Origin of the sequence: Flavobacterium sp. WV_118_3 (assembly GCF_039778605.1) — a bacterium.
GTDB lineage: Bacteria > Bacteroidota > Bacteroidia > Flavobacteriales > Flavobacteriaceae > Flavobacterium.
In genome coordinates, this window is record NZ_CP156060.1 from 657,322 (window position 1) to 675,467 (window position 18,146).

Here is an 18,146-nt window from a genome sequence, read left to right on the forward strand (position 1 = left end):
AGAAACGAGTGAATTACAAAAAAGTTTCTGTAAGGTTTATTTTGTAGGAAAATATGTGATCAACTTTTAACATTTTGTGATGCCTGTAAAAAAGGAATAAAAAAAAGCCTGCAGGAAAGCAGGCTCTTAGATGGGGATACAACGGTATTTAGTTGATGATCACTTTTTTGGTTGTACTCATATTTTCAGACGACATACGGATCAGGTAAAAACCGTGTGGTAAATTTTCTAAAGTATATACTTCCTGATGGTGTACCGGTTTTTTGATTTGCTGTATCATTTGTCCGTTGATGTTGATCAATTCAATCTCATCCAATTCTTTTTCCGAATAAATATTGATTTTCTGATCGTTGGATGGGTTTGGATATACCATAACATTGGCCAATAGATCAAAACTATCCGTAGCTAACATCCCTGGCCAACGATTTTCGGCTACCGGTCCACCCCAGATTACTGTTGCGAGATATGGGTTGTCGATAAACGGGTTACGGTTTCCTTGTCCGAATGAATTACTCGCATTTCCTAAATAGGTATTTCTACGGTCTTCATATTCCGAAACCGGATCTTCCGCATTCCATTGTAATAATAAGGTCATCATATTGCTATCAGACGAAACCGTCGATCCGGTAGCTACATTTTTAGGTAAACAACGGGTTGGATAACGTAAATACATATACATGATCATACGGGCTACATCACCTTTCCATTCGTCTCCGGGATACCATCCGCCAGCAACAGATCCTGAATTACCAGAACCCGCGGCAAATTTTAAACTACCACGTGCACCGTTACGTTGTACGTCGGAAGCACGTAAATGGTGTGCATCAGCACCAGGTCCCGAAGTTCCTAAATCCGGAGTTCCCAATGATTTTGCAAACGTATGTTCACGATTCCATTGACAGGTTGTGCCACCGCCATTACTGTTTTTGCTTCGTCTTCTATGATCGTTGTCATCCGATTGAGAAGATGGACACATGTTGTTACTAAAACCGTATAGTAATAATACGTTGGCATTCGAGGCATCATTTGGATCCAGATCAATAATTTTGTCTACATCCCAGATGTCGTCATAGCTCAATGTTTTGGTGTGTGTGTTCGTGATTTTTGTCGACAATGCACTTTTTAAGTTGCTGCCGGTCACGGTCCAGTTAAATCCGTTATAATACGGAGAAGCCGGAGCACCTGCTTGTGCGAAGCCCAATAGAGGAGAAAGGGCTAATGCGAGTGCGTAAAATTTTTTCATGTTAAGTCAGTTTATACAATTTGTTTATCAGGGTTTTCGGTTGAAAAGTGCCATATAAAATCCGTCAAATCCGGATTCCGACGCCAAAACCTTAATGTCTTTTACAAATTCAAATTGCTTTCCGGATTCAGTTTGCAGAAATTTCTGAACCTGTTCCTGATTTTCGGAAGGCAATACGGAACAGGTGGCATACACCATTTTTCCGCCTGGTTTTACAATTTTAGAGTAGTTTTCCAATACTTCCGCCTGTACTTTACGGATGTTGTCGATAAACTCCGGTTGTAGTTTCCATTTACTGTCCGGGTTACGTTTTAAAACCCCCAAACCGCTACACGGTGCGTCGATTAATACACGGTCGGCTTTTTCATGTAATTTTTTGATCACCTTCGTACTGTCGATGATACGGTATTCAATATTAAAAGCCCCGTTTCTTTTCGCGCGGATTTTTAGTTGTTTTAATTTACTTTCATACAAATCCATTGCGATTAACTGACCTTTGTTTTCCATTAAGGAAGCCATATGCAATGTTTTTCCACCGGCTCCGGCACAGGTATCAACTACGCGCATTCCTGGTTTAACATCCAGAAAACGGGCAACCATTTGCGATGAGGCATCTTGTACTTCAAACATACCTTCTTTAAAGGCATCTGTAAGGAATACATTGGCACGTTCTTTTAAAATCAAGGCATCCGGATAGTCTGAATGGAATTCCGTCTCAATGTTTAAGTCCATTAAGACAGCACGAAGCTTTTCTTTGGTCGTTTTTAGTGTATTAACACGTAATATAACTTTTGCCTGTTCGTTTTGTGCTGCAATTTCTGTAGACCATAACGCTTCGCCCAATTCCTGTACACCAATTTCGTCCATCCAGTCCGGAATGGATTCTCTATATTTTCTGATTTTTGACAATTCGTCAAAGCGGCCTTTTATTTTTCGCACCGGAGTACTTTCAAAATACTTCCAGTCCGGTAAGGTATACCCGCGTAAAACCGCCCAAACGGCAAAAATACGCCATACATTGTCACGGTCATACGGTTCTTTAACTTCAGCTATTTCAGTGTATAAACGTTTCCAACGTACAATTTCATAAATGGTTTCTGCAACGAACTTTCGGTCGTGGCTTCCCCATCGTTTGTCTTTTTTTAAGGCGCGTGCCACTACTTTGTCGGCATATTCTCCTTCATTGAAAATAGCCATTATCGAATCAATAACGGTAAAAACCAGGTTTCTGTGTAATCTCATTTGTGTAAAAATCAGCTTGCAAAGATAGTTAATTTATTTACTTACAAGCCTATCTGTATCGGTTAATAAATGAAGAGGGCGTTTCGCCACATTTTTTTTTAAATAGTCTCGAAAAATAAGCATAATCATCATAGCCTAATAGCGTAGCAACTTCGGCAAAATTGTTCTTAAACCGGATCAATTCCCGTTTGGCTTCCAGAAATACCCGATCCAAAATGACATCGGAAGTCGTTTTGCCGACCATCGATTGCGTGATGCGGTTTAAATGCTTCGGACTCACATTGAGCCATTCGGCATATTGCGAGGGTGATTTTTCGGATTTATAGTGCTTTTCAATCAACCGTTCGAGTTCCTGAAATCGCAAGGCGTACGAATGTTGTACAGCGGTTGCGGTCGCATTCTTTTCAATATACAAACGCGTACTGTCAATATAAATCTGATCGATCAGACTGAGAATTTTTTGCATTTTTAGAACGGCCTCATTTTGATTTTCTTTCAGAATTTCGCGAAATAAAGATTCGAAATCGGCCGCATCTTTTTCAAGATATAAAAACGGAGCGTTTTGGACACTGTAAAAAAACGGATAATTATGAATCTTAATCCGATTGTAATGCAGGTCATAAAAAGTCTGCGTATGGAAAAAAATATAACCACGAATGTCTTCCGACAATTCCCAATGGTGTGTTTGTCCGGGATTTAGGAAAAAAAGACTACCGGGTTTTACGGTATAGGTGGTGAAATCAATTTCGTGGATGCCGCTTCCCTGCGTAAAAAGTACAGTCAGGTAAAAATTGTGTTTATGCGGTTTATGGATGTTGCGGTGATTGGTAATGATATGGTTTTCAATAGTATTTGTGTAGAATTCTTTACGGGTTTCGCCCGGTTCGAATTGTTTTATGTCGAGAATAGCAGTTTTCATAAAACGGGTATCGGTATTTTTATGTCCTAAAAGTACAAAAACTTGTGTGAATCGTCTATAGCTTGTTGCCGAATTCTTGTGAAATTTGTATAAAAAAAGAGTTATGTCAATTTTAAAGAACATTGTAACGGAAAAATGTCCTAAATGTCATCAGGGACAGGTTTTTGAAAAGAAAGGAAATATATTGCTTTTTCAGATGCCAAAAATGAATACGCATTGTTCCCACTGTAATCATAAATTCGAAAAGGAACCGGGCTATTTCTTCGGATCCATGTTTGTGAGTTATGCCGTAGCGGTGGCCGAAATGGTTGCCTTTTTCCTGATTATCCAGTTTTTTGTGGACAGTTTCGTGACAATTGTGGTGCTTATCGGAATTATGTCGATCCTGTTAAGTACCTTTAATTTCAGAATATCCCGTATGTTGTGGATGTATCTGTTGGATGGAAAAAACAAACGCTTATAGTTAAAAATGTTTGTAAATTAGCCTTTTAAATCCCTTCGGAATGAAAATAAGGCTACTACTGTTTACAATATTCATTTGCTTTTCCTGCAATAAATTAAAACCAACAACCGACACGACCGAAAATAACGGCCCATCGGTCGCACTAACCAACCCGAATGCGGTTACTATCGATACCTTGCTCACGGATAAAATCAGTATCCGGGCCATTACAGTCGACAGTAACCGCATTTGGTATGCCGGAAGTAATGGAAAATACGGCTATGTTGCGTTAGACGGTTCGAAGGCTTTTAAAGGACATATCGAAAAAAATGATCTGAAACCCGAATTTCGAAGTATTGCGCAAACAAAAGCGCATATTTTTATGATCAGTATCGGAAATCCAGGATTGTTATATCGGGTTGATAAAGACGGAAGTCATGTTCAGTTGGTATATGAAGAAAAAGGGGAAAAGGTTTTTTACGATAGTATGCAGTTTTGGAACGACCAGGAAGGTATTGTGGTTGGCGATCCGACCGACAATTGTTTTTCGCTCCTGATCACCCGTGATGGCGGAACAACCTGGACAAAAATTGGTTGTGATCAATTGCCGGGTATTGCCAATGGTGAGGCTTTTTTTGCCGCCAGTAATACCAATATTATTGTGAAGGAAACGAATACCTGGGTGGTATCAGGTGGAAAGCGTTCGCGGGTTTTCTTTTCTCCGGATAAAGGAAAAAGTTGGAAAGTGGTCGATACGCCAATAGTTCAGGGAGAAGCGATGACGGGTATTTTTTCAGCCGATTTTTACGATAACAATACCGGATTTGCTGTAGGTGGAAATTATGAAAAACCGAATCAGAATCACGGTAACAAAATCCGAACTACAGATGGTGGAAAAACCTGGCAAAAAGTAGGCGAAAACGAAGGTTTTGGTTATGGTTCCTGCGTACAGTTTTTTCCCGGAAGTAAGGGGAAAGAATTGCTAACAGTAGGAGCGAGCGGTGTTTATTATTCGGCTGATTTTGGCGAAAACTGGCAAAAAATAGCCGATTATAAGGATCTGTTTGCAATCCGTTTTGTAAACCGAAAAACCGTTATAGCAGCCGGAAATAATAAAATAATGCGATTTCAGTTTTAAACCTGACAGGTTTCTCTGCGCAACGGTAAAAAACCTGTCAGGTTTAAAAAATAAAAACCTGCCGGTGTTTTGCAACACCTATGCAGGTTTCCTAATAAAAAAGCTCCTTTTTATTATCTTCCGCGGTCTTTCATTTGTCGTAAAAGTTTCCGGTTAAAATCGTCTTCCGCCTTTTTGAGTTTTAAAATTTTTGTCGGACTGATCACGGTTTTCAGATCAGCAATAAATTTAAGTTTTAAGTTAAAAAGCTCTTCTTCGGTGTTTTCCATCTGATTTAAAAATACCAGTGCTTCTTTTTCACTCATTTTATCGATGGCACCCTCGTCCATATTGGATTGAAAAACACGCATTTTTTTATGGCGTAATTCAAATTGTCTTTCATCAAAAGTATTGTAAATCGGCCAGAATTTAGTCGCTTCTTCCGTTGTCAAACCTAATTCGGTCGTGATAAAAGCGACTTTTAACTGTTTGATCTGCTCTCTTTTTTCTCTAAAACCCTGACCGAAAACCGTAACGGACAGCATTAACAATAGAAAGGGTAGGATTCGTTTTATAGTCATGGCATTATTCATTTAAATAAAGGTCTAAATTGTTGTGATCGGACAGATAGGCTTCTACCGCATCATTGTTTAAAACGATCGATTTTTCCAACGCCTGAATGTCGTTTTCATCCAAATGTTGGATAAGGTCATACGAATTCACATTCGCCTGCAAATAGGTTTCCACTGTAGCATCGTCTAAAGAAGTAGCCGGATTGGGCTGATTATTGTAATAGAAGGTCAATCCGCCGGCCAGTAAAAGAGTGGCCGCGATGCCCGACATCCATACACTACTACGACGCCATAACGGAATTACTTCCGTTTCCGGTTGCGGCAGTCGGTCCATAATACGGGCTTCCAACTGGTCGAAATACGCTTCCGGAGTTGTAAAACCGGAAGTAATTTTCGGATCGTTTTCTAAATTAAACTTTTTCATTATTCTTATTTTTCGTTCTTCGCTAACACTATTTGTGAATTTTAATAGCGTTATTTCCTGTTCTTGTTATTTATTTGACAAATTTTCGATTGAAAGGTTTAAACGGAATTCAAATATTCTTCAATTTTTTTTACCGCATGATGATACGAGGCTTTTAAGGCGCCAACCGAAGTGCCAAGTATCTCCGATATGGCTTCGTATTTCAGCTCTTCAAAATATTTCATCTTAAAAACCAACTGTTGTTTTTCCGGTAAAGTGGCGACTGCTTTTTGCAGTTTTAGCTGGATTTCATCGCCGTCGTAATTCACATCGGCTTCCAGTTTACCCACGGCTTTCGATTGCAATTCTTCGTTGCTGATTCCCGCTTTCCGGGCGCGTTGGTTGATAAAGGTGATCGCTTCGTTGGTTGCAATACGATACATCCAGGAAAACAGTTTGCTTTCTCCTTTAAAGTGTTTTAGGTTATTAAAAATCTTGATAAAGGTATTTTGCAGTACGTCGTCGGTATCGTCGTGATCCAGTACTATATTTCGGATATGACGGTACAATGGCCGTTGGTATTCGGTCAATAACCGGCGAAACGCTTCGTTTTGCGTTTTCGGATCGAGTAACTGGCGGATAAAAAGCGCTTCGTCCTGCAAACTGACTGTTTTTATGATTTTGACTAAAGATAACCGAAAAAGTTTAATCGGAAATATCTTTTTTGCTACCGGAAAGAGATACTGGAATAAAGCGTACTTTTGTGAAAAATAACAACACACCATGGTTAAGACCGTAATTTTTGATATGGACGGCGTGATTGTCGACACAGAACCTGTTCATAAATATGCTTATTATAAACACTTTTCAGAATTGGGAATCGATGTTTCGGAAGAAATGTATGCTTCTTTTACCGGGAATTCCACCCGAAATGTGTTTCAGAAATTAAAAGAAAGTTTTGCGCTGCAACACGATGTGGAAGAATTGATTCTGCGGAAGCGTTTCCTTTTTAACGATGCTTTCGATACCAAAGAAGATTTGGAACTGATTGATGGGGTTCGAAAGTTGATCATTGATCTTCACGGAAATGGAATGCAATTAATTTTGGCTTCATCGGCTTCCAAAGGAACGATCGAAAGAGTGTTTAACCGTTTTGAATTGCATACGTATTTTACTCATACGGTTAGTGGCGAAGATTTTCCGAAATCAAAACCGCATCCGGCTATTTTCCTGCATGCGGCGTCTTTGTCGGTTGCTCCGATCGAACATTGTATCGTGATCGAAGATAGTACTAATGGTGTAAAAGCGTCGAAAGCAGCCGGAATATTTTGTCTGGCCTACAACAGTGTTAATTCCAAACTACAGGATTTGTCGGAAGCCGATCATGAAATCGGGCATTTCGATGAGATCAATTATGAGATTGTCTCCAAAATAAAACAATAAAGCAAAAGCCGTGGATTATCCCACGGCTTTTTTATAGGTTGTCAGGCATTTTTCACGTGCTGTTTTATGATCGACGATAGGTAGCGGATAAGCTTCGGTTCCAAGCTCCGGGATCCATTTTTTGATATAGATAAGATCTTTGTCGAACTTTTTGATTTGTTCGGTCGGGTTAAATATTCGAAAATACGGTGCAGCATCCACACCCGATCCGGCTGCCCATTGCCAGTTACCCACATTGCTGGACTGCTCGTAATCGAGTAATTTCTGAGCAAAATACGTTTCGCCCCATCGCCAGTCGATTAAAAGGTGTTTGCACAGAAAACTGGCTACTATCATGCGGACTCTATTGTGCATATGTCCGGTAGCATTGAGTTCGCGCATTCCGGCGTCGACAAACGGATAACCGGTTTTGCCTTCGCACCATTTCTGAAATAAATCTTCGTTATTGTTCCACTGAATAGCATCGTATTTTTCCTTAAAACTACGATGAACCGTATGCGGGAAATGCCATAATATCTGCATAAAAAACTCCCGCCAGATCAGTTCATTTAAAAAGGTCTGATTTTGGAAACCAGCCGCTAAGCGCACCATTTGCCGAATGCTCACCGATCCGAAGCGTAGGTGCGGTCCTAGTAAAGAAGTACCGGGAATAGCCGGAAAGTTGCGCGTGTCTTCGTAGTTTTCGACTAACTTTTCCGAAACGTCAAAAGTGGGAACCGTGATTTTGGAGGATTCAAATCCGATATCAGACAAACTTAAAAACGGATAATCGTGCGCTACTATATTTTCCAGAACGGTTTCCGATGGATAATGATGAATAGTTGTTTTATAGAAATGTTCTTTCCATTTTTTAGAATAAGGTGTATAGACCACATAGGGCGTACCGTCGTCTTTTACAACTTCACTTTTTTCAAAAATAACCTGATCTTTTGCTGTTTTAAAAACAATGCCGTTTTCTTTTAACAGGTTATAAACCGCAGTGTCCCGTTTGCGAGCCGATGGTTCGTAATCGTGATTGGTGTAAACGGTAGCAATTTTATTTTCGTGGATCAGTTTTTGAAAAATGCTGACAGGATCACCATAAAAAACAGCCAGTGATTTTCCCGATTTCAAAAGCTGCTGTTGCATCTGATCGAGTAGGTTATGGATAAACCCAACCCGCGCATCATTAGTAGGTAACTGAGAAAGGATACTGGTGTCGAAAATAAAAATGGGCAGCACCGGAAGTTCGCTGTTAAGAGCGTGAAATAGTGCCGTATTATCAATTAATCGCAGGTCTCTCCGAAACCAAAAAATAGAGATCATCGTTTGCATATAAAATGTACAGTTGTTAGCCGGGATAACGGCCGAATAATTGTTTCAGTTTGTTTTTTCGGTAGTCGAAAATGGCTTTTAGCTTTGGTCGGACGAGTAACGGATGGAGCAGATTTCGGATACAACCGAAAAGATCTTCCATTTCGATACCACCGTCGATTTCCCTGAAAAAATGTTTGTGATGCCAGAATTTATACGGACCAAATCGTTGTTCGTCTACAAAAAAAGCATTCGGTTCCATAGGGGGGATTGCCGTTACCCATTGCCGTTGAATACCGCGAAACGGACTGATTTTGTAGTGAATGATTTGTCCGGAAAACATCTTCCGGTCGTCGCCCGAAAGGGTTTGGAATTTCAAGTTTTCCGGTGTGATTGCATTGAGATTCGACGGATCCGAAAAAAAAGCCCACGCTTCATTTAGTGAAACCGGTAGCTTTTGGCGGGTATGTAGGGTATATAGCCTCATATAAAACAAAATTACAAATGTTTGCGTTTCGGACCGATACCTGTCGAATGGTTTTTTCTTTTAAATTAAAATTAACATTTAAAGTACGTTTTTTTAGTAAATTCGTTCGCAAATAAACAAAATAGTTATGAAGAGAATTATTATTACTGCAGCTTTTTTTATGGCTACTCTAGCGATTCAGGCTCAGGTAAAAACGCCACAGGCCAGTCCTAAAGCAGAATTGGAACAGGTTGTAGGACTAACACAGGTTGAATTGGATTATTCCCGCCCGAGTTCTAAAGGAAGAGCCGTTTTTGGTGAATTGGTTCCTTACGGAAAAGTATGGAGAACCGGTGCCAATGCTAATACGACCATTTCTTTCGGAGATGATGTTGTCATTGATGGAAAAACACTGAAAAAAGGAAAATATGCCCTTTATACGTTGCCAAAAGCAGATTCATGGGATGTGATTTTCTATACCGATACAAACAACTGGGGAACTCCTGAAAAATGGGATGATTCGAAAGTAGCGTTGCGTACTACGGTTAAACCGGAGACATTAGGTAGAAAAGTAGAAACGTTTACCATTGCAGTTAATAATATAGATAACGATAACGGAAGTCTTGAAATTTCATGGGAAAAAACATTGGTAGCCGTTAAATTTACAGTACCAACACAAAAAATCGCAATGAAGAGCATCGAAGGTGCTTTAGCGGGACCTACCGGTAATGATTATTTTTCATCTGCTCAATATTACTACCAGTCAGGTGGCGATATGAACAAAGCATTGGAGTGGGTTAACAAAGCCGTTGCAATGGAAAAAGAAGCTCCGTTCTGGTATTTACGTCTAAAATCATTGATTCAGGCAAAATTAGGAGATAAAAAAGGAGCGATCGAAACCGCTAAATTATCACAGGCAAGTGCAGAAAAAGCAAACAACGCTGACTATGTGAAAATGAATAAAGACTCTATCTTAGAATGGTCTAAAAAATAATTCCTTTTAAAGGAGACGAAGCCGGCTATATGCCGGCTTTTTTATGCCTGTTTAGCTGCGATCAAGACTCTTGATATAGGCTTTAATCAGCGCGAGACCTACCGGATCGGTTGTGGTGGTGCCCAGTTTGGGCATATGTAAAGTACCGGAAGTTTCCATTCGGAAAATAATATTGGGTTGCTGCCGGGCAATGCCGGTTTTTCCAAAAGGTATTTCATAAGACAGCAGTAAATTGGTATAACCAGCCATACCGCCCGCTTGATGACAATGGGCGCAGTTTAGTTCCATATACGCTCTGGCACGTAATGCCAGTGGTTGTTCAGGATCATTATAATCGGGGAAGGCGGTCATTTCTTTTGAGGAAGTGGCGTCTAGTAATTGTTGCTGTTGTAAATCGGTCAGTTGAGAAACGCTTTCGTTGTTTCGGATGATCATTCTGTTTAGATTCCGGATTTTTGGACCAATCGGTTGCAGCCTACGGTTACTACGATGACAACTGCTACATTCCGTTGCTGTTGGAATAGCGTAGTTGATGTCCGGTTTGTTTTTCTGTTTTACCAACACCGTAGCACCATTGGTTAGGAGTAGCGCTTCTGTTTGTGTGACATTCCATTGATAGGTTGCGGCATTCCATTTTCCGTTTTTCAGGTAGAGTATCCGGGTTTCGATAGGTTGATTCGGATAATAAAAAGTTTTGGCTAACAGGCTTCCTTCCGGGAATTGTGGCAATCCGTCATCTATGATTTTTAATTTTGTTCCCGGTGGTAATTTTAGTAGGCGTTGCTTGTCGGCATGATCGGTATAGAGTGTGCTGGAAAGTTCCAATAGCTGGACGTTATCATCGGGAATACGCTCTTTTAATGGACCCTTGAATAATTTCAGGTCGGATAATTTGCCTGGAAAGGTATAATTGTTTTCAATGCTCCCGGTATTTCGCAGTCCAAAATAAACGATGATTATGGAAAAAGCGAGCATGCCGGTTACAACCAGTTTAGAAGCTTTCATCTCAATGAAGTAGGATTTAAAACGGACGTAATAAAGGTCGTACTGCCAATGGAGAAAATGGCCATGGGATTGCCAGAAATATCAGTACTAATCCCAAAACAAACCAGATCAGTATCGTTTTGTGTTTTTCGTTGTCGGAGGCTATTCGTTTGGCTTTAGACGATCCGATCGAAATAAATAGGATCGCGATAAACATCAGTATAATATGAATAGCACCAAAAAATAATGCTTCTGTATTCAGATTTCCCGATTTATAGGTGTCATAAAAATAGCTTACAAACGGACTTTGTGTATAAAGCAGCATCCCGATCAGGAGTTGTATATGGGAAAAAGTAGCGGTCCAATGCCGTAAACGGTTGTCGGTTTTCGAAAAAACGGAATGTTTATAATAACCCAAAAGGGATTTCCCGATTGTAATAAGAAGACTGATCAACACCAACCAACGAATTACAGAATGAAGTGGTAAAAGGATGGAGTACATGCTTTTTAAAGTTTATGTTTCAAAGATAATCAAAAAAACATACCAATTAGTATGTTTTTTTGGTCGAATATTAAAATGAAAGAAAATACGTTATTTATAGGTCAATAAAAACAAGCCGACTATCTTTAATGATTAATTACTTACCATGAAAAAGAACGTTATTATTTGTTTGGGTTTGCTATCGTTATCCGTATCATACGGACAAAAACTAAAAACGGAAATCATTTCGTCTGATATTGATCATTTCTGGGAAGCCTATGATGCGATTGTCGCAACACCCGATAGTGTGCGTCAGTATGAATTGTTGCAAAAGTTGTATTTCGACAGCGGTACCGAAGGACTCGAAGCGATACGACAACGCAGACGTTATACGGCAAAAGAGTATATCGACGCTATTAAAAAGTATCCGGATTTCTGGAAAACGATCCGAAAAAATACACTTTCGGTCAAAAAGGTAAGTCCGGAAATCCAAAAAAATATTAGCAGATTAAAAAAGGCTTATCCGGAATTACAACCAGCTCCGATTTATTTTACGGTAGGTGTTTTCCGTACGAATGGAACCATTTCAAATGGAAAAGTCTTAATTGGTAGTGAAATGGCGTTGTCAGATCGGAATGTAAACACCGATGCGCTTCCAAACTATTTGCATTCGTATTATAAAAACCTGAATCCAATCGATGATATCGGATTGTTATGTACGCACGAATATGTGCATACGCAGCAAAAAGAGATGGTCGACGATCTATTGTACTATTGTTTGTATGAAGGTGTGGCGGAGTTTATTTCGACTAAAGTTACCGGGAAACCGTCTTATACGCCAGCGATAGCGTTCGGAAAAAAGAATGAAGCGCGGGTAAAAGCGTTATTTGAAAGAGACATGCAACATATCGAAACGACCTACAACTGGCTTTGGGGAACCAATCAGAATGAATTAAAAGAAAGGGATTTGGGCTATTATATCGGTTATGCGATTTGTGAAAAATATTACGATCAGGCAAAAGATAAAAAACAGGCGATCAAAACCCTGATCGAACTGGACTATACTAATTCGGAACAGATCGATGCTTTGGTCAACAGTACCGGTTTCTTTTCCGGAACACTCGCACAGCTTAAAGCGGATTATGACAAAATAAGACCGACGGTAATCGACATGAAGCCTTCGGTGGTTGTTGGAGAAAATGGGTTAGTACCATCCGGCCCGCTAACGATAACGTTGACGTTTTCGGAGGAAATGGATAAAAATTTCCGGGGATTCGACTTCGGTCCGCTTGGCGAAAATAATGTATTGCGGATTTCAAAAGTAATCGGTTTTTCGGACGATGGACGTTCGTTTCGTTTTGAAACCGAATTACAACCGGGACATCACTACCAGTCCACAGCTACAGTTAATTTTAGAAATAAAGCCGGAATCCGTTTAAAACCATTTTTGATTGATCTGACAACAGCAAAATAAATAAAGTATAGTGTCCCTTTTTGATAAAGTCGATTGTTATAAATACGGATAATACTAATTTAAAAACAAAAAGTCATGAAAGAATTTTTAATGCTGATCCGTGAAAGCACAAATTACGGCAGTTTTACCGCAGAGGAAATGCAGGAGGACATCGAAAAACACATGCAATGGGTTGAAGAATTGATCCAAAAAGGTCACTTTAAAGAAGGCAATCCGTTGGATGCGGAAGGGGTTTGTATTCGTGGAAAAGACCGTATGGTAACCGACGGGCCCTATATCGAAACGAAAGAGTGCATCAGCGGTTTTTATTTTTTGCTGGCCAATTCGCTCGAAGAAGCCCGCGATATAGCAAAAGGTTGTCCGTCGCTGGAATTGGGAGCGATGGTGGAAGTCCGACCGATTATGGCTACCGACGATGCATTCGGAGGATAAACAAGCGCTAAACCATTTAACGGCGCATCTTTTCCGCGAAAATGCGGGAAAGATGACGGCCGTTTTGGTGCGGCTTTACGGCATCGATAATCTGGATACGATTACCGATGCCATACAAGATACTTTTGAATCGGCTCTTCTAAAATGGCGGTATTCGGGCGTACCCGAAAATCCTTCCGCTTGGTTGATCAAAGTTGCCCGGAATAAAATCATTAATGTTTTAAAACGGAATGCCAGGAGTGTAACGGTTCTGCCATCGGATCGGACAAACAATACCGAACCGGAAGTTGTCTTTTCGGAAAATGAAATCACCGACAGTCAGTTACGACTTTTATTAGCGTGTTGCCGACTGGACTTGACGTCACAAAAAAAAATGATGCTTACACTGAATGTCCTCTGCGGATTTGGTGTCCGCGAAATTGCCAATGCCTTATTACTGTCGGATGAGGCGGTTAAAAAAGCCTTGTACCGTTCCAAATCGGAACTCAAAAACAAAAAGCAACAGTTTGAAAATCCGGAAAAAGAAGACATTCGGAAATATAGTGTGATGTTGCATACGTTCGTATACCTGTTGTTTAATGAAGGATACAAAACGACAAGTGATGCTGCCGGAATCAATATCGATTTGTGTTATGAGGCAATCCGACTGGCGAAACTCATCCGGGAACAGGACACTTCCAATCCGGAAATAAACGGATTGCTGGCCTTATTGTTTTTTACGATTGCCCGTTTTCCGGCGCGTATTACCACTACCGGCGAATGGCTCACATTGGCCGAACAGGACAGAAGCCTCTGGAATCCGACTTTTATTGCCGAAGGATTTTATTACCTGGATCAGGCAAAACCCAAACAGCAACTCAATACCTATTATCTCGAAGCCTTAATAGCCTCGTTACATTGTACGGCCTCCAGTTTTGATCATACTGATTGGTCTGCAATTGTGTATTTGTATGAGCAATTGGAGCGCTTGCAGCCGGAATCCATTTTGATCCGGCTAAACCGGATTGTAGCCGAAATGCATATTCACATTACGTCGGAGCAATTCGAAGCGATCGATCAGATCGAAACAGCATTCGGTAAGGAAAATCGGTTTGTATGGCTCACAACCAAGGCGTATGCCTATGAAAGACTTGGTGATTTGATTGTGGCCCGATATTGGTATAACGAGGCCTTACCGTTTGCAAAAACAACAATGGATCGTGCTTTTATACTGAAAAAGACGGCTTAAGAAATTGAAGATACTTTTGCAATGCGGTCAGATAGCTTTCGTAGCTTTCGGTACCTTCCAGTTTTCCGATATTACGAATACCGCCATAACCGGAAATCAAAAACAACGCAATTTGCTGCGGATCGATATCCGGACTAATGTTTTTTTGCTGTTGTTCGTATCGAATACAGTCGGCAATGGCCAATTTCCAGTCCGTCATCAAAACGGAAAGCGCTTCCCGGAATTTTTCGTGTAGCGGTGCCATTTCTTCAATCAGGTTAATCGCCGGACAACCGTAGCGTACATCAAAAAAATCGGTATCGTGTAATAAATTCCACATCATATCGTAAAAGGTTTCCAAAGGTTTTTCGGCTTTTTCCAACGGACGAAGCATTACCTGATGCATATTCGGACGCATATAATCGTTGATCAACGCCAAAGCCATTTCGTCCTTATTTTTAAAATGGTAATAAAAAGCGCCCTTGGTAACCTGTGTGGTCGCGATGATATCGTCGATACTAGTCGACTGATAACCTTTTCGGTAGATCAGTTCGAAAGATTTTTTGAGTATAGCCATTCGGGTAAGGGTTGCTTTTGACATACATTCGGATATGATAAAGCGAAGGTACTATAAAAATCAGAATGTTTCCCGGTATTATCGCCAGAATGCCTTGACACGGAGTGCTGACGGCTGTCAAAGTTGTTCGTTTTGAAAATAGTGTTTGAAGCGCTGACAAACTTCCGGTATACGAATCGGTTCGACATTGACTTGTTTCAAAAAAGATATGGCGCGGATTGATGCTATAAGTCGTTTTAGAGGTATGAAATTTTCCAGCTTATAGAAGTGTTTTTACGATAAACCGTAATTTTTATAGGAAATGCTGCGATACTATTGTAGTCAATTATTACTATAAAATTAGAACAATGGGAACATTTGTAATTACAAGAAGAACAAACAATGAGTTTCAGTTTAATCTGAGAGCTTCAAATGGCGAGACCATCCTTACCAGCGAAGGTTATACTGCCAAAGCAGGTTGTTTGAATGGGATCAAATCGGTACGCGAAAACTCACAATTGGATGCCCGTTATGCAAGAGAAACGGCGAAAGACGGGAGGCTGTATTTTAACCTGAAAGCGGGTAATGGTGAAATTATCGGAACCAGTCAAATGTATCAATCCGAATCGGCTCGTGAAACCGGAATTACTTCGGTAAAAAATAATGCACCGGGCGCTACGGTAGAAGATTTGTCCTAGTAAAAGGTCGGCAATAAAGCCGACCTTTTTTTAAGATTAATAAATCTTTAAATATCCGACGGCTCCAATTATTGATGATAGTTTGTGTTGTTTTTCTACGCATACTTACCTATAATTATGGGCAATATGAGTGCTAATTTGATTATAAGGTTACGCGAAGATGACGAATCTTGTTTCCGGGAAATTTATGATCTGTATGCCTTTAAAGTGTATTGTTTTGTAAAGAAATATACCAAACAGTCTGCCGATGCCGAAGATGTGACTCAAAATGTCTTTATCCACTTGTGGAATTACCGAAACAAACTCAATCCGGAAGTAGCCTTGGAATCGGTATTGTTTAAAAGCTCCAAACAGGAAATTTCCAAATGGTGCCAAAAACAGAATCGGATTTTGACAACCGAGGAAAAACAGATCATTTCCGAAATGGATATTACCTACGGATCGGATGAGGTACTCGATTCCCGATTTGAACAGATCGAACTGTTGTTACGTCAGATTCCCGAAAAAAGACGTAAAATATTTACCCTACACAAATTCGAAGAGCACAGCTATAAAGAGATCGCTTCCGAAATGAACATGACACCCGGTGCCGTGGCCAACCAGATTTCCAAAACACTCCAATAGCTCAAAAAACATTCGGTGAAAAATAACGAATTGTACTGGTTTCTTCCGATGTTTGTACATCACGTTTATATCGACTTTCGATTTAAAACACCATCACCATTGTTATCGCAATGTATCCGATCGGAACCTTTTTTCCAACAATCCCGATAGTTTGCAAAGGATAATTTTTCGACCTATAAAAATGTAGCCGACCCGGGTATGTCGTTACAGTTTGCCTTAGGGCATGCTTTTGAAATGAAAGACAACAACCGTTGGGGTTTTGTCGGTTCGATTATGTTTCGGAATACACAAACCACACTGGATATTGATCATACCGAAAGAGCAACCTATATGCACAACTTCTATTTTACGCCCGGAACATCAGGTTATCGTCGAAGCGTTTAAAAAAATTGAGCAACTGGCCCGTATTTCGGCTCATACGGTATCGGCCGAAGGCGACCATAAAATCCGACAAGGGGTGGAAGAGTTACAGATGCTCCATTTAAAGTTCCGGAATCTGATAACAGAATTGGACAATTGTACCAAACGGTACGAAGAAAAGCGTAAGGCCGTTCAAAGTGTGATGTATAAAAGCATCCGGAAAATGAATACCGAGCTAAAACGAAAGCATCAATACCGCTACAATCGTATCAATACAATCTTTTTCATAAATTACTACAGGAATAATTAGTTAGTTTTTGGAGCCGGTCTGTAACAGGATCGGCTTTTTTTATGGTTTGCGATCAAATCATATTGTGTGAGTAAATTAGACTAATAAGGAATTTGTATAGACAAAGAATACTGAAAATAATAAACGCTTTTCATATTATAATAACTTTTAGGATTATTAACGGTTTTATATTCGGTTAATTATGGTAAAAAAAGTAGTTTGGTTGTTTTGTTTTTACTTCTTTCTTTCAAGTATAACATTGCAGGCACAAAGTAAATTTAAGGCAGGATTCGATATGGGATATACTTATAGTAATCTCAATGCCAACCTGTCTAATTTAGTGGAATCGAAATATAGCGTAGGCTATGGTTTTGGTGCTAGTCTTACGGGAGAATATGCGATACGGAAACCGGTTTTTCTGAAAACAGCGGTATCGTTCCTGCAAAAAAACTACACGTTCAGGCGAACAGGTCGCCGACTCGGATGGTATACAAAATATTATAATGATTTCCTTTCGATACCTTTTCTGGTAGGTGTTACGGTATTGAGTTCCGCTGATAAAAGCCAGGGGGTATGGCTTAAAATAGCCGGTGGTACCTATATTGAGTATCTGATGCGTTTGCAACGGAAAGGACAGTATATAGCGCTAACCGAAAGTAGGTATAAAAAAGTTTCGGAGACGTATGATTTTAAAAAAAATGAAAATATGCTAAATCGGCTTGGTTATGGTTTGCAAGGGCAGTTAAGTCTGGGATATTCTTTTAAAAAGTGGACATTTTATGGGACCTGTAATTATCAGTATGGATTGTCTGATATCAGTATAGCTAACACGAATAAAAATATGCAAAAAACAATTCAATCTTATATGATTGCCGCCGGAACTTCTTATCAATTTAATTAAGATGGA

Annotated in this window: 23 protein-coding genes; 12 read left to right on the forward strand and 11 right to left on the reverse strand. The window is 40.0% G+C overall.

Translation table 11 applies throughout. From position 1 onward, the window contains the following. Positions 1-148: 148 nt before the first annotated feature. Genes ABFU83_RS03135 through ABFU83_RS03145 form a run of 3 tightly spaced genes read right to left on the reverse strand, consistent with a single transcriptional unit; the run spans position 149 to position 3,404 of the window. Entirely contained in the window at positions 149-1,243 is a 1,095-nt protein-coding gene (locus ABFU83_RS03135; protein ID WP_347068865.1) for an endonuclease, read from the reverse strand. Between the two features lie 27 nt (positions 1,244-1,270). Beyond that, positions 1,271-2,485 carry a methyltransferase domain-containing protein gene (locus ABFU83_RS03140; protein ID WP_347068867.1) on the reverse strand — a complete coding sequence of 405 codons (1,215 nt, stop codon included), beginning with the start codon at positions 2,483-2,485 and terminating at the stop codon, positions 1,271-1,273. 49 nt (positions 2,486-2,534) lie between these two features. After that, a complete protein-coding gene (locus ABFU83_RS03145) occupies positions 2,535-3,404 on the reverse strand; it encodes an AraC family transcriptional regulator (protein ID WP_347068869.1) in 870 nt (289 codons plus the stop codon). A gap of 103 nt (positions 3,405-3,507) precedes the next feature. On the opposite strand from ABFU83_RS03145, the gene ABFU83_RS03150 reads away from it, so the two are divergent. Together ABFU83_RS03150 and ABFU83_RS03155 are read left to right on the forward strand one after the other, a co-directional pair. Beyond that, positions 3,508-3,867, forward strand: a complete 360-nt coding sequence (locus ABFU83_RS03150; RefSeq protein ID WP_347068870.1) for a DUF983 domain-containing protein — start codon at positions 3,508-3,510, stop codon at positions 3,865-3,867. 40 nt (positions 3,868-3,907) lie between these two features. Further along, a complete protein-coding gene (locus ABFU83_RS03155) occupies positions 3,908-4,984 on the forward strand; it encodes an oxidoreductase (protein ID WP_347068872.1) in 1,077 nt (358 codons plus the stop codon). A gap of 113 nt (positions 4,985-5,097) precedes the next feature. Here ABFU83_RS03155 and ABFU83_RS03160 read toward each other — a convergent pair whose 3' ends face one another. From ABFU83_RS03160 to ABFU83_RS03170, 3 genes are all read right to left on the reverse strand, one after another. Next, positions 5,098-5,544, reverse strand: a complete 447-nt coding sequence (locus ABFU83_RS03160; protein ID WP_347068873.1) for a sensor of ECF-type sigma factor — start codon at positions 5,542-5,544, stop codon at positions 5,098-5,100. A gap of 4 nt (positions 5,545-5,548) precedes the next feature. Further along, complete coding sequence (locus ABFU83_RS03165) at positions 5,549-5,959, reverse strand: hypothetical protein (protein ID WP_347068875.1); 411 nt, start codon at positions 5,957-5,959, stop codon at positions 5,549-5,551. Positions 5,960-6,057: 98 nt separating this feature from the next. Continuing rightward, positions 6,058-6,600 (reverse strand): RNA polymerase sigma factor, encoded by a 543-nt coding sequence (locus ABFU83_RS03170; protein WP_300491788.1) that lies wholly within the window; start codon positions 6,598-6,600, stop codon positions 6,058-6,060. A gap of 121 nt (positions 6,601-6,721) precedes the next feature. Between ABFU83_RS03170 and ABFU83_RS03175 the strand changes: the two genes are divergently transcribed. Beyond that, on the forward strand, positions 6,722-7,381 hold the full coding sequence (locus ABFU83_RS03175; RefSeq protein ID WP_347068877.1) for an HAD family hydrolase: 660 nt from the start codon (positions 6,722-6,724) through the stop codon (positions 7,379-7,381). A gap of 15 nt (positions 7,382-7,396) precedes the next feature. Here the strand turns inward: ABFU83_RS03175 and ABFU83_RS03180 are convergent, their stop codons facing one another. Continuing rightward, positions 7,397-8,695, reverse strand: coding sequence for a deoxyribodipyrimidine photo-lyase (locus tag ABFU83_RS03180; protein ID WP_347068879.1), 1,299 nt, complete (start codon positions 8,693-8,695; stop codon positions 7,397-7,399). Between the two features lie 16 nt (positions 8,696-8,711). Beyond that, positions 8,712-9,161: an SRPBCC family protein gene (locus tag ABFU83_RS03185; protein ID WP_347068884.1), complete on the reverse strand. Its 450-nt coding sequence runs from the start codon at positions 9,159-9,161 to the stop codon at positions 8,712-8,714. 127 nt (positions 9,162-9,288) lie between these two features. Between ABFU83_RS03185 and ABFU83_RS03190 the strand changes: the two genes are divergently transcribed. Further along, complete coding sequence (locus tag ABFU83_RS03190) at positions 9,289-10,134, forward strand: DUF2911 domain-containing protein (RefSeq protein ID WP_136404430.1); 846 nt, start codon at positions 9,289-9,291, stop codon at positions 10,132-10,134. Between the two features lie 51 nt (positions 10,135-10,185). Here the strand turns inward: ABFU83_RS03190 and ABFU83_RS03195 are convergent, their stop codons facing one another. Further along, positions 10,186-11,139 (reverse strand): hypothetical protein, encoded by a 954-nt coding sequence (locus ABFU83_RS03195; protein ID WP_347068886.1) that lies wholly within the window; start codon positions 11,137-11,139, stop codon positions 10,186-10,188. A gap of 16 nt (positions 11,140-11,155) precedes the next feature. Continuing rightward, positions 11,156-11,620 (reverse strand): hypothetical protein, encoded by a 465-nt coding sequence (locus ABFU83_RS03200; RefSeq protein WP_347068888.1) that lies wholly within the window; start codon positions 11,618-11,620, stop codon positions 11,156-11,158. 145 nt (positions 11,621-11,765) lie between these two features. Here ABFU83_RS03200 and ABFU83_RS03205 point away from each other — a divergent pair, with 145 nt between their 5' ends. The 3 genes from ABFU83_RS03205 (at position 11,766) to ABFU83_RS03215 (ending at position 14,733) form a co-directional block, all read left to right on the forward strand. Next, positions 11,766-13,073: a DUF2268 domain-containing putative Zn-dependent protease gene (locus ABFU83_RS03205; RefSeq protein ID WP_347068890.1), complete on the forward strand. Its 1,308-nt coding sequence runs from the start codon at positions 11,766-11,768 to the stop codon at positions 13,071-13,073. Between the two features lie 75 nt (positions 13,074-13,148). Next, a complete protein-coding gene (locus ABFU83_RS03210; protein ID WP_347068891.1) occupies positions 13,149-13,505 on the forward strand; it encodes a YciI family protein in 357 nt (118 codons plus the stop codon). Further along, on the forward strand, positions 13,489-14,733 hold the full coding sequence (locus tag ABFU83_RS03215) for a sigma-70 family RNA polymerase sigma factor (protein WP_347068893.1): 1,245 nt from the start codon (positions 13,489-13,491) through the stop codon (positions 14,731-14,733). Before ABFU83_RS03210 ends, ABFU83_RS03215 begins: the two co-directional genes overlap by 17 nt. Here ABFU83_RS03215 and ABFU83_RS03220 read toward each other — a convergent pair. Beyond that, the gene (locus ABFU83_RS03220; protein ID WP_347068895.1) at positions 14,711-15,313 is read right to left on the reverse strand and encodes a TetR/AcrR family transcriptional regulator; all 603 of its coding nucleotides are present in this window, start codon (positions 15,311-15,313) and stop codon (positions 14,711-14,713) included. The genes ABFU83_RS03215 and ABFU83_RS03220 overlap by 23 nt on opposite strands. 323 nt (positions 15,314-15,636) lie before the next feature. Here ABFU83_RS03220 and ABFU83_RS03225 point away from each other — a divergent pair, with 323 nt between their 5' ends. From ABFU83_RS03225 to ABFU83_RS03245, 5 genes are all read left to right on the forward strand, one after another. Beyond that, positions 15,637-15,966, forward strand: coding sequence for a YegP family protein (locus ABFU83_RS03225; protein ID WP_347068897.1), 330 nt, complete (start codon positions 15,637-15,639; stop codon positions 15,964-15,966). A 126-nt stretch (positions 15,967-16,092) separates the two neighbouring features. Further along, positions 16,093-16,590, forward strand: coding sequence for a sigma-70 family RNA polymerase sigma factor (locus ABFU83_RS03230; protein WP_347068899.1), 498 nt, complete (start codon positions 16,093-16,095; stop codon positions 16,588-16,590). Between the two features lie 198 nt (positions 16,591-16,788). Then, positions 16,789-16,974, forward strand: coding sequence for a hypothetical protein (locus ABFU83_RS03235; protein ID WP_347068900.1), 186 nt, complete (start codon positions 16,789-16,791; stop codon positions 16,972-16,974). Then, a complete protein-coding gene (locus ABFU83_RS03240; RefSeq protein WP_347068902.1) occupies positions 16,895-17,260 on the forward strand; it encodes a hypothetical protein in 366 nt (121 codons plus the stop codon). The genes ABFU83_RS03235 and ABFU83_RS03240 overlap by 80 nt, the downstream gene beginning before the upstream one ends. A gap of 274 nt (positions 17,261-17,534) precedes the next feature. Continuing rightward, positions 17,535-18,140 (forward strand): outer membrane beta-barrel protein, encoded by a 606-nt coding sequence (locus tag ABFU83_RS03245; protein WP_347068904.1) that lies wholly within the window; start codon positions 17,535-17,537, stop codon positions 18,138-18,140. The last annotated feature ends 6 nt before the right edge of the window (positions 18,141-18,146 follow it).

Bases quoted from the DNA above. Each gene is read 5' to 3' on its own strand.
- ABFU83_RS03210 (WP_347068891.1), top strand. From the start codon at position 13,149: ATGAAAGAATTTTTAATGCTGATCCGTGAAAGCACAAATTACGGCAGT.
- ABFU83_RS03200 (WP_347068888.1), bottom strand. From the start codon at position 11,620: ATGTACTCCATCCTTTTACCACTTCATTCTGTAATTCGTTGGTTGGTG.
- ABFU83_RS03190 (WP_136404430.1), top strand. From the start codon at position 9,289: ATGAAGAGAATTATTATTACTGCAGCTTTTTTTATGGCTACTCTAGCG.
- ABFU83_RS03215 (WP_347068893.1), top strand. From the start codon at position 13,489: ATGCATTCGGAGGATAAACAAGCGCTAAACCATTTAACGGCGCATCTT.
- ABFU83_RS03145 (WP_347068869.1), bottom strand. From the start codon at position 3,404: ATGAAAACTGCTATTCTCGACATAAAACAATTCGAACCGGGCGAAACC.
- ABFU83_RS03225 (WP_347068897.1), top strand. From the start codon at position 15,637: ATGGGAACATTTGTAATTACAAGAAGAACAAACAATGAGTTTCAGTTT.
- ABFU83_RS03195 (WP_347068886.1), bottom strand. From the start codon at position 11,139: ATGAAAGCTTCTAAACTGGTTGTAACCGGCATGCTCGCTTTTTCCATA.
- ABFU83_RS03135 (WP_347068865.1), bottom strand. From the start codon at position 1,243: ATGAAAAAATTTTACGCACTCGCATTAGCCCTTTCTCCTCTATTGGGC.
- ABFU83_RS03185 (WP_347068884.1), bottom strand. From the start codon at position 9,161: ATGAGGCTATATACCCTACATACCCGCCAAAAGCTACCGGTTTCACTA.
- ABFU83_RS03150 (WP_347068870.1), top strand. From the start codon at position 3,508: ATGTCAATTTTAAAGAACATTGTAACGGAAAAATGTCCTAAATGTCAT.
- ABFU83_RS03165 (WP_347068875.1), bottom strand. From the start codon at position 5,959: ATGAAAAAGTTTAATTTAGAAAACGATCCGAAAATTACTTCCGGTTTT.
- ABFU83_RS03235 (WP_347068900.1), top strand. From the start codon at position 16,789: ATGTCGTTACAGTTTGCCTTAGGGCATGCTTTTGAAATGAAAGACAAC.
- ABFU83_RS03180 (WP_347068879.1), bottom strand. From the start codon at position 8,695: ATGCAAACGATGATCTCTATTTTTTGGTTTCGGAGAGACCTGCGATTA.
- ABFU83_RS03220 (WP_347068895.1), bottom strand. From the start codon at position 15,313: ATGTCAAAAGCAACCCTTACCCGAATGGCTATACTCAAAAAATCTTTC.
- ABFU83_RS03245 (WP_347068904.1), top strand. From the start codon at position 17,535: ATGGGATATACTTATAGTAATCTCAATGCCAACCTGTCTAATTTAGTG.
- ABFU83_RS03155 (WP_347068872.1), top strand. From the start codon at position 3,908: ATGAAAATAAGGCTACTACTGTTTACAATATTCATTTGCTTTTCCTGC.
- ABFU83_RS03175 (WP_347068877.1), top strand. From the start codon at position 6,722: ATGGTTAAGACCGTAATTTTTGATATGGACGGCGTGATTGTCGACACA.
- ABFU83_RS03140 (WP_347068867.1), bottom strand. From the start codon at position 2,485: ATGAGATTACACAGAAACCTGGTTTTTACCGTTATTGATTCGATAATG.
- ABFU83_RS03205 (WP_347068890.1), top strand. From the start codon at position 11,766: ATGAAAAAGAACGTTATTATTTGTTTGGGTTTGCTATCGTTATCCGTA.
- ABFU83_RS03230 (WP_347068899.1), top strand. From the start codon at position 16,093: ATGAGTGCTAATTTGATTATAAGGTTACGCGAAGATGACGAATCTTGT.
- ABFU83_RS03160 (WP_347068873.1), bottom strand. From the start codon at position 5,544: ATGACTATAAAACGAATCCTACCCTTTCTATTGTTAATGCTGTCCGTT.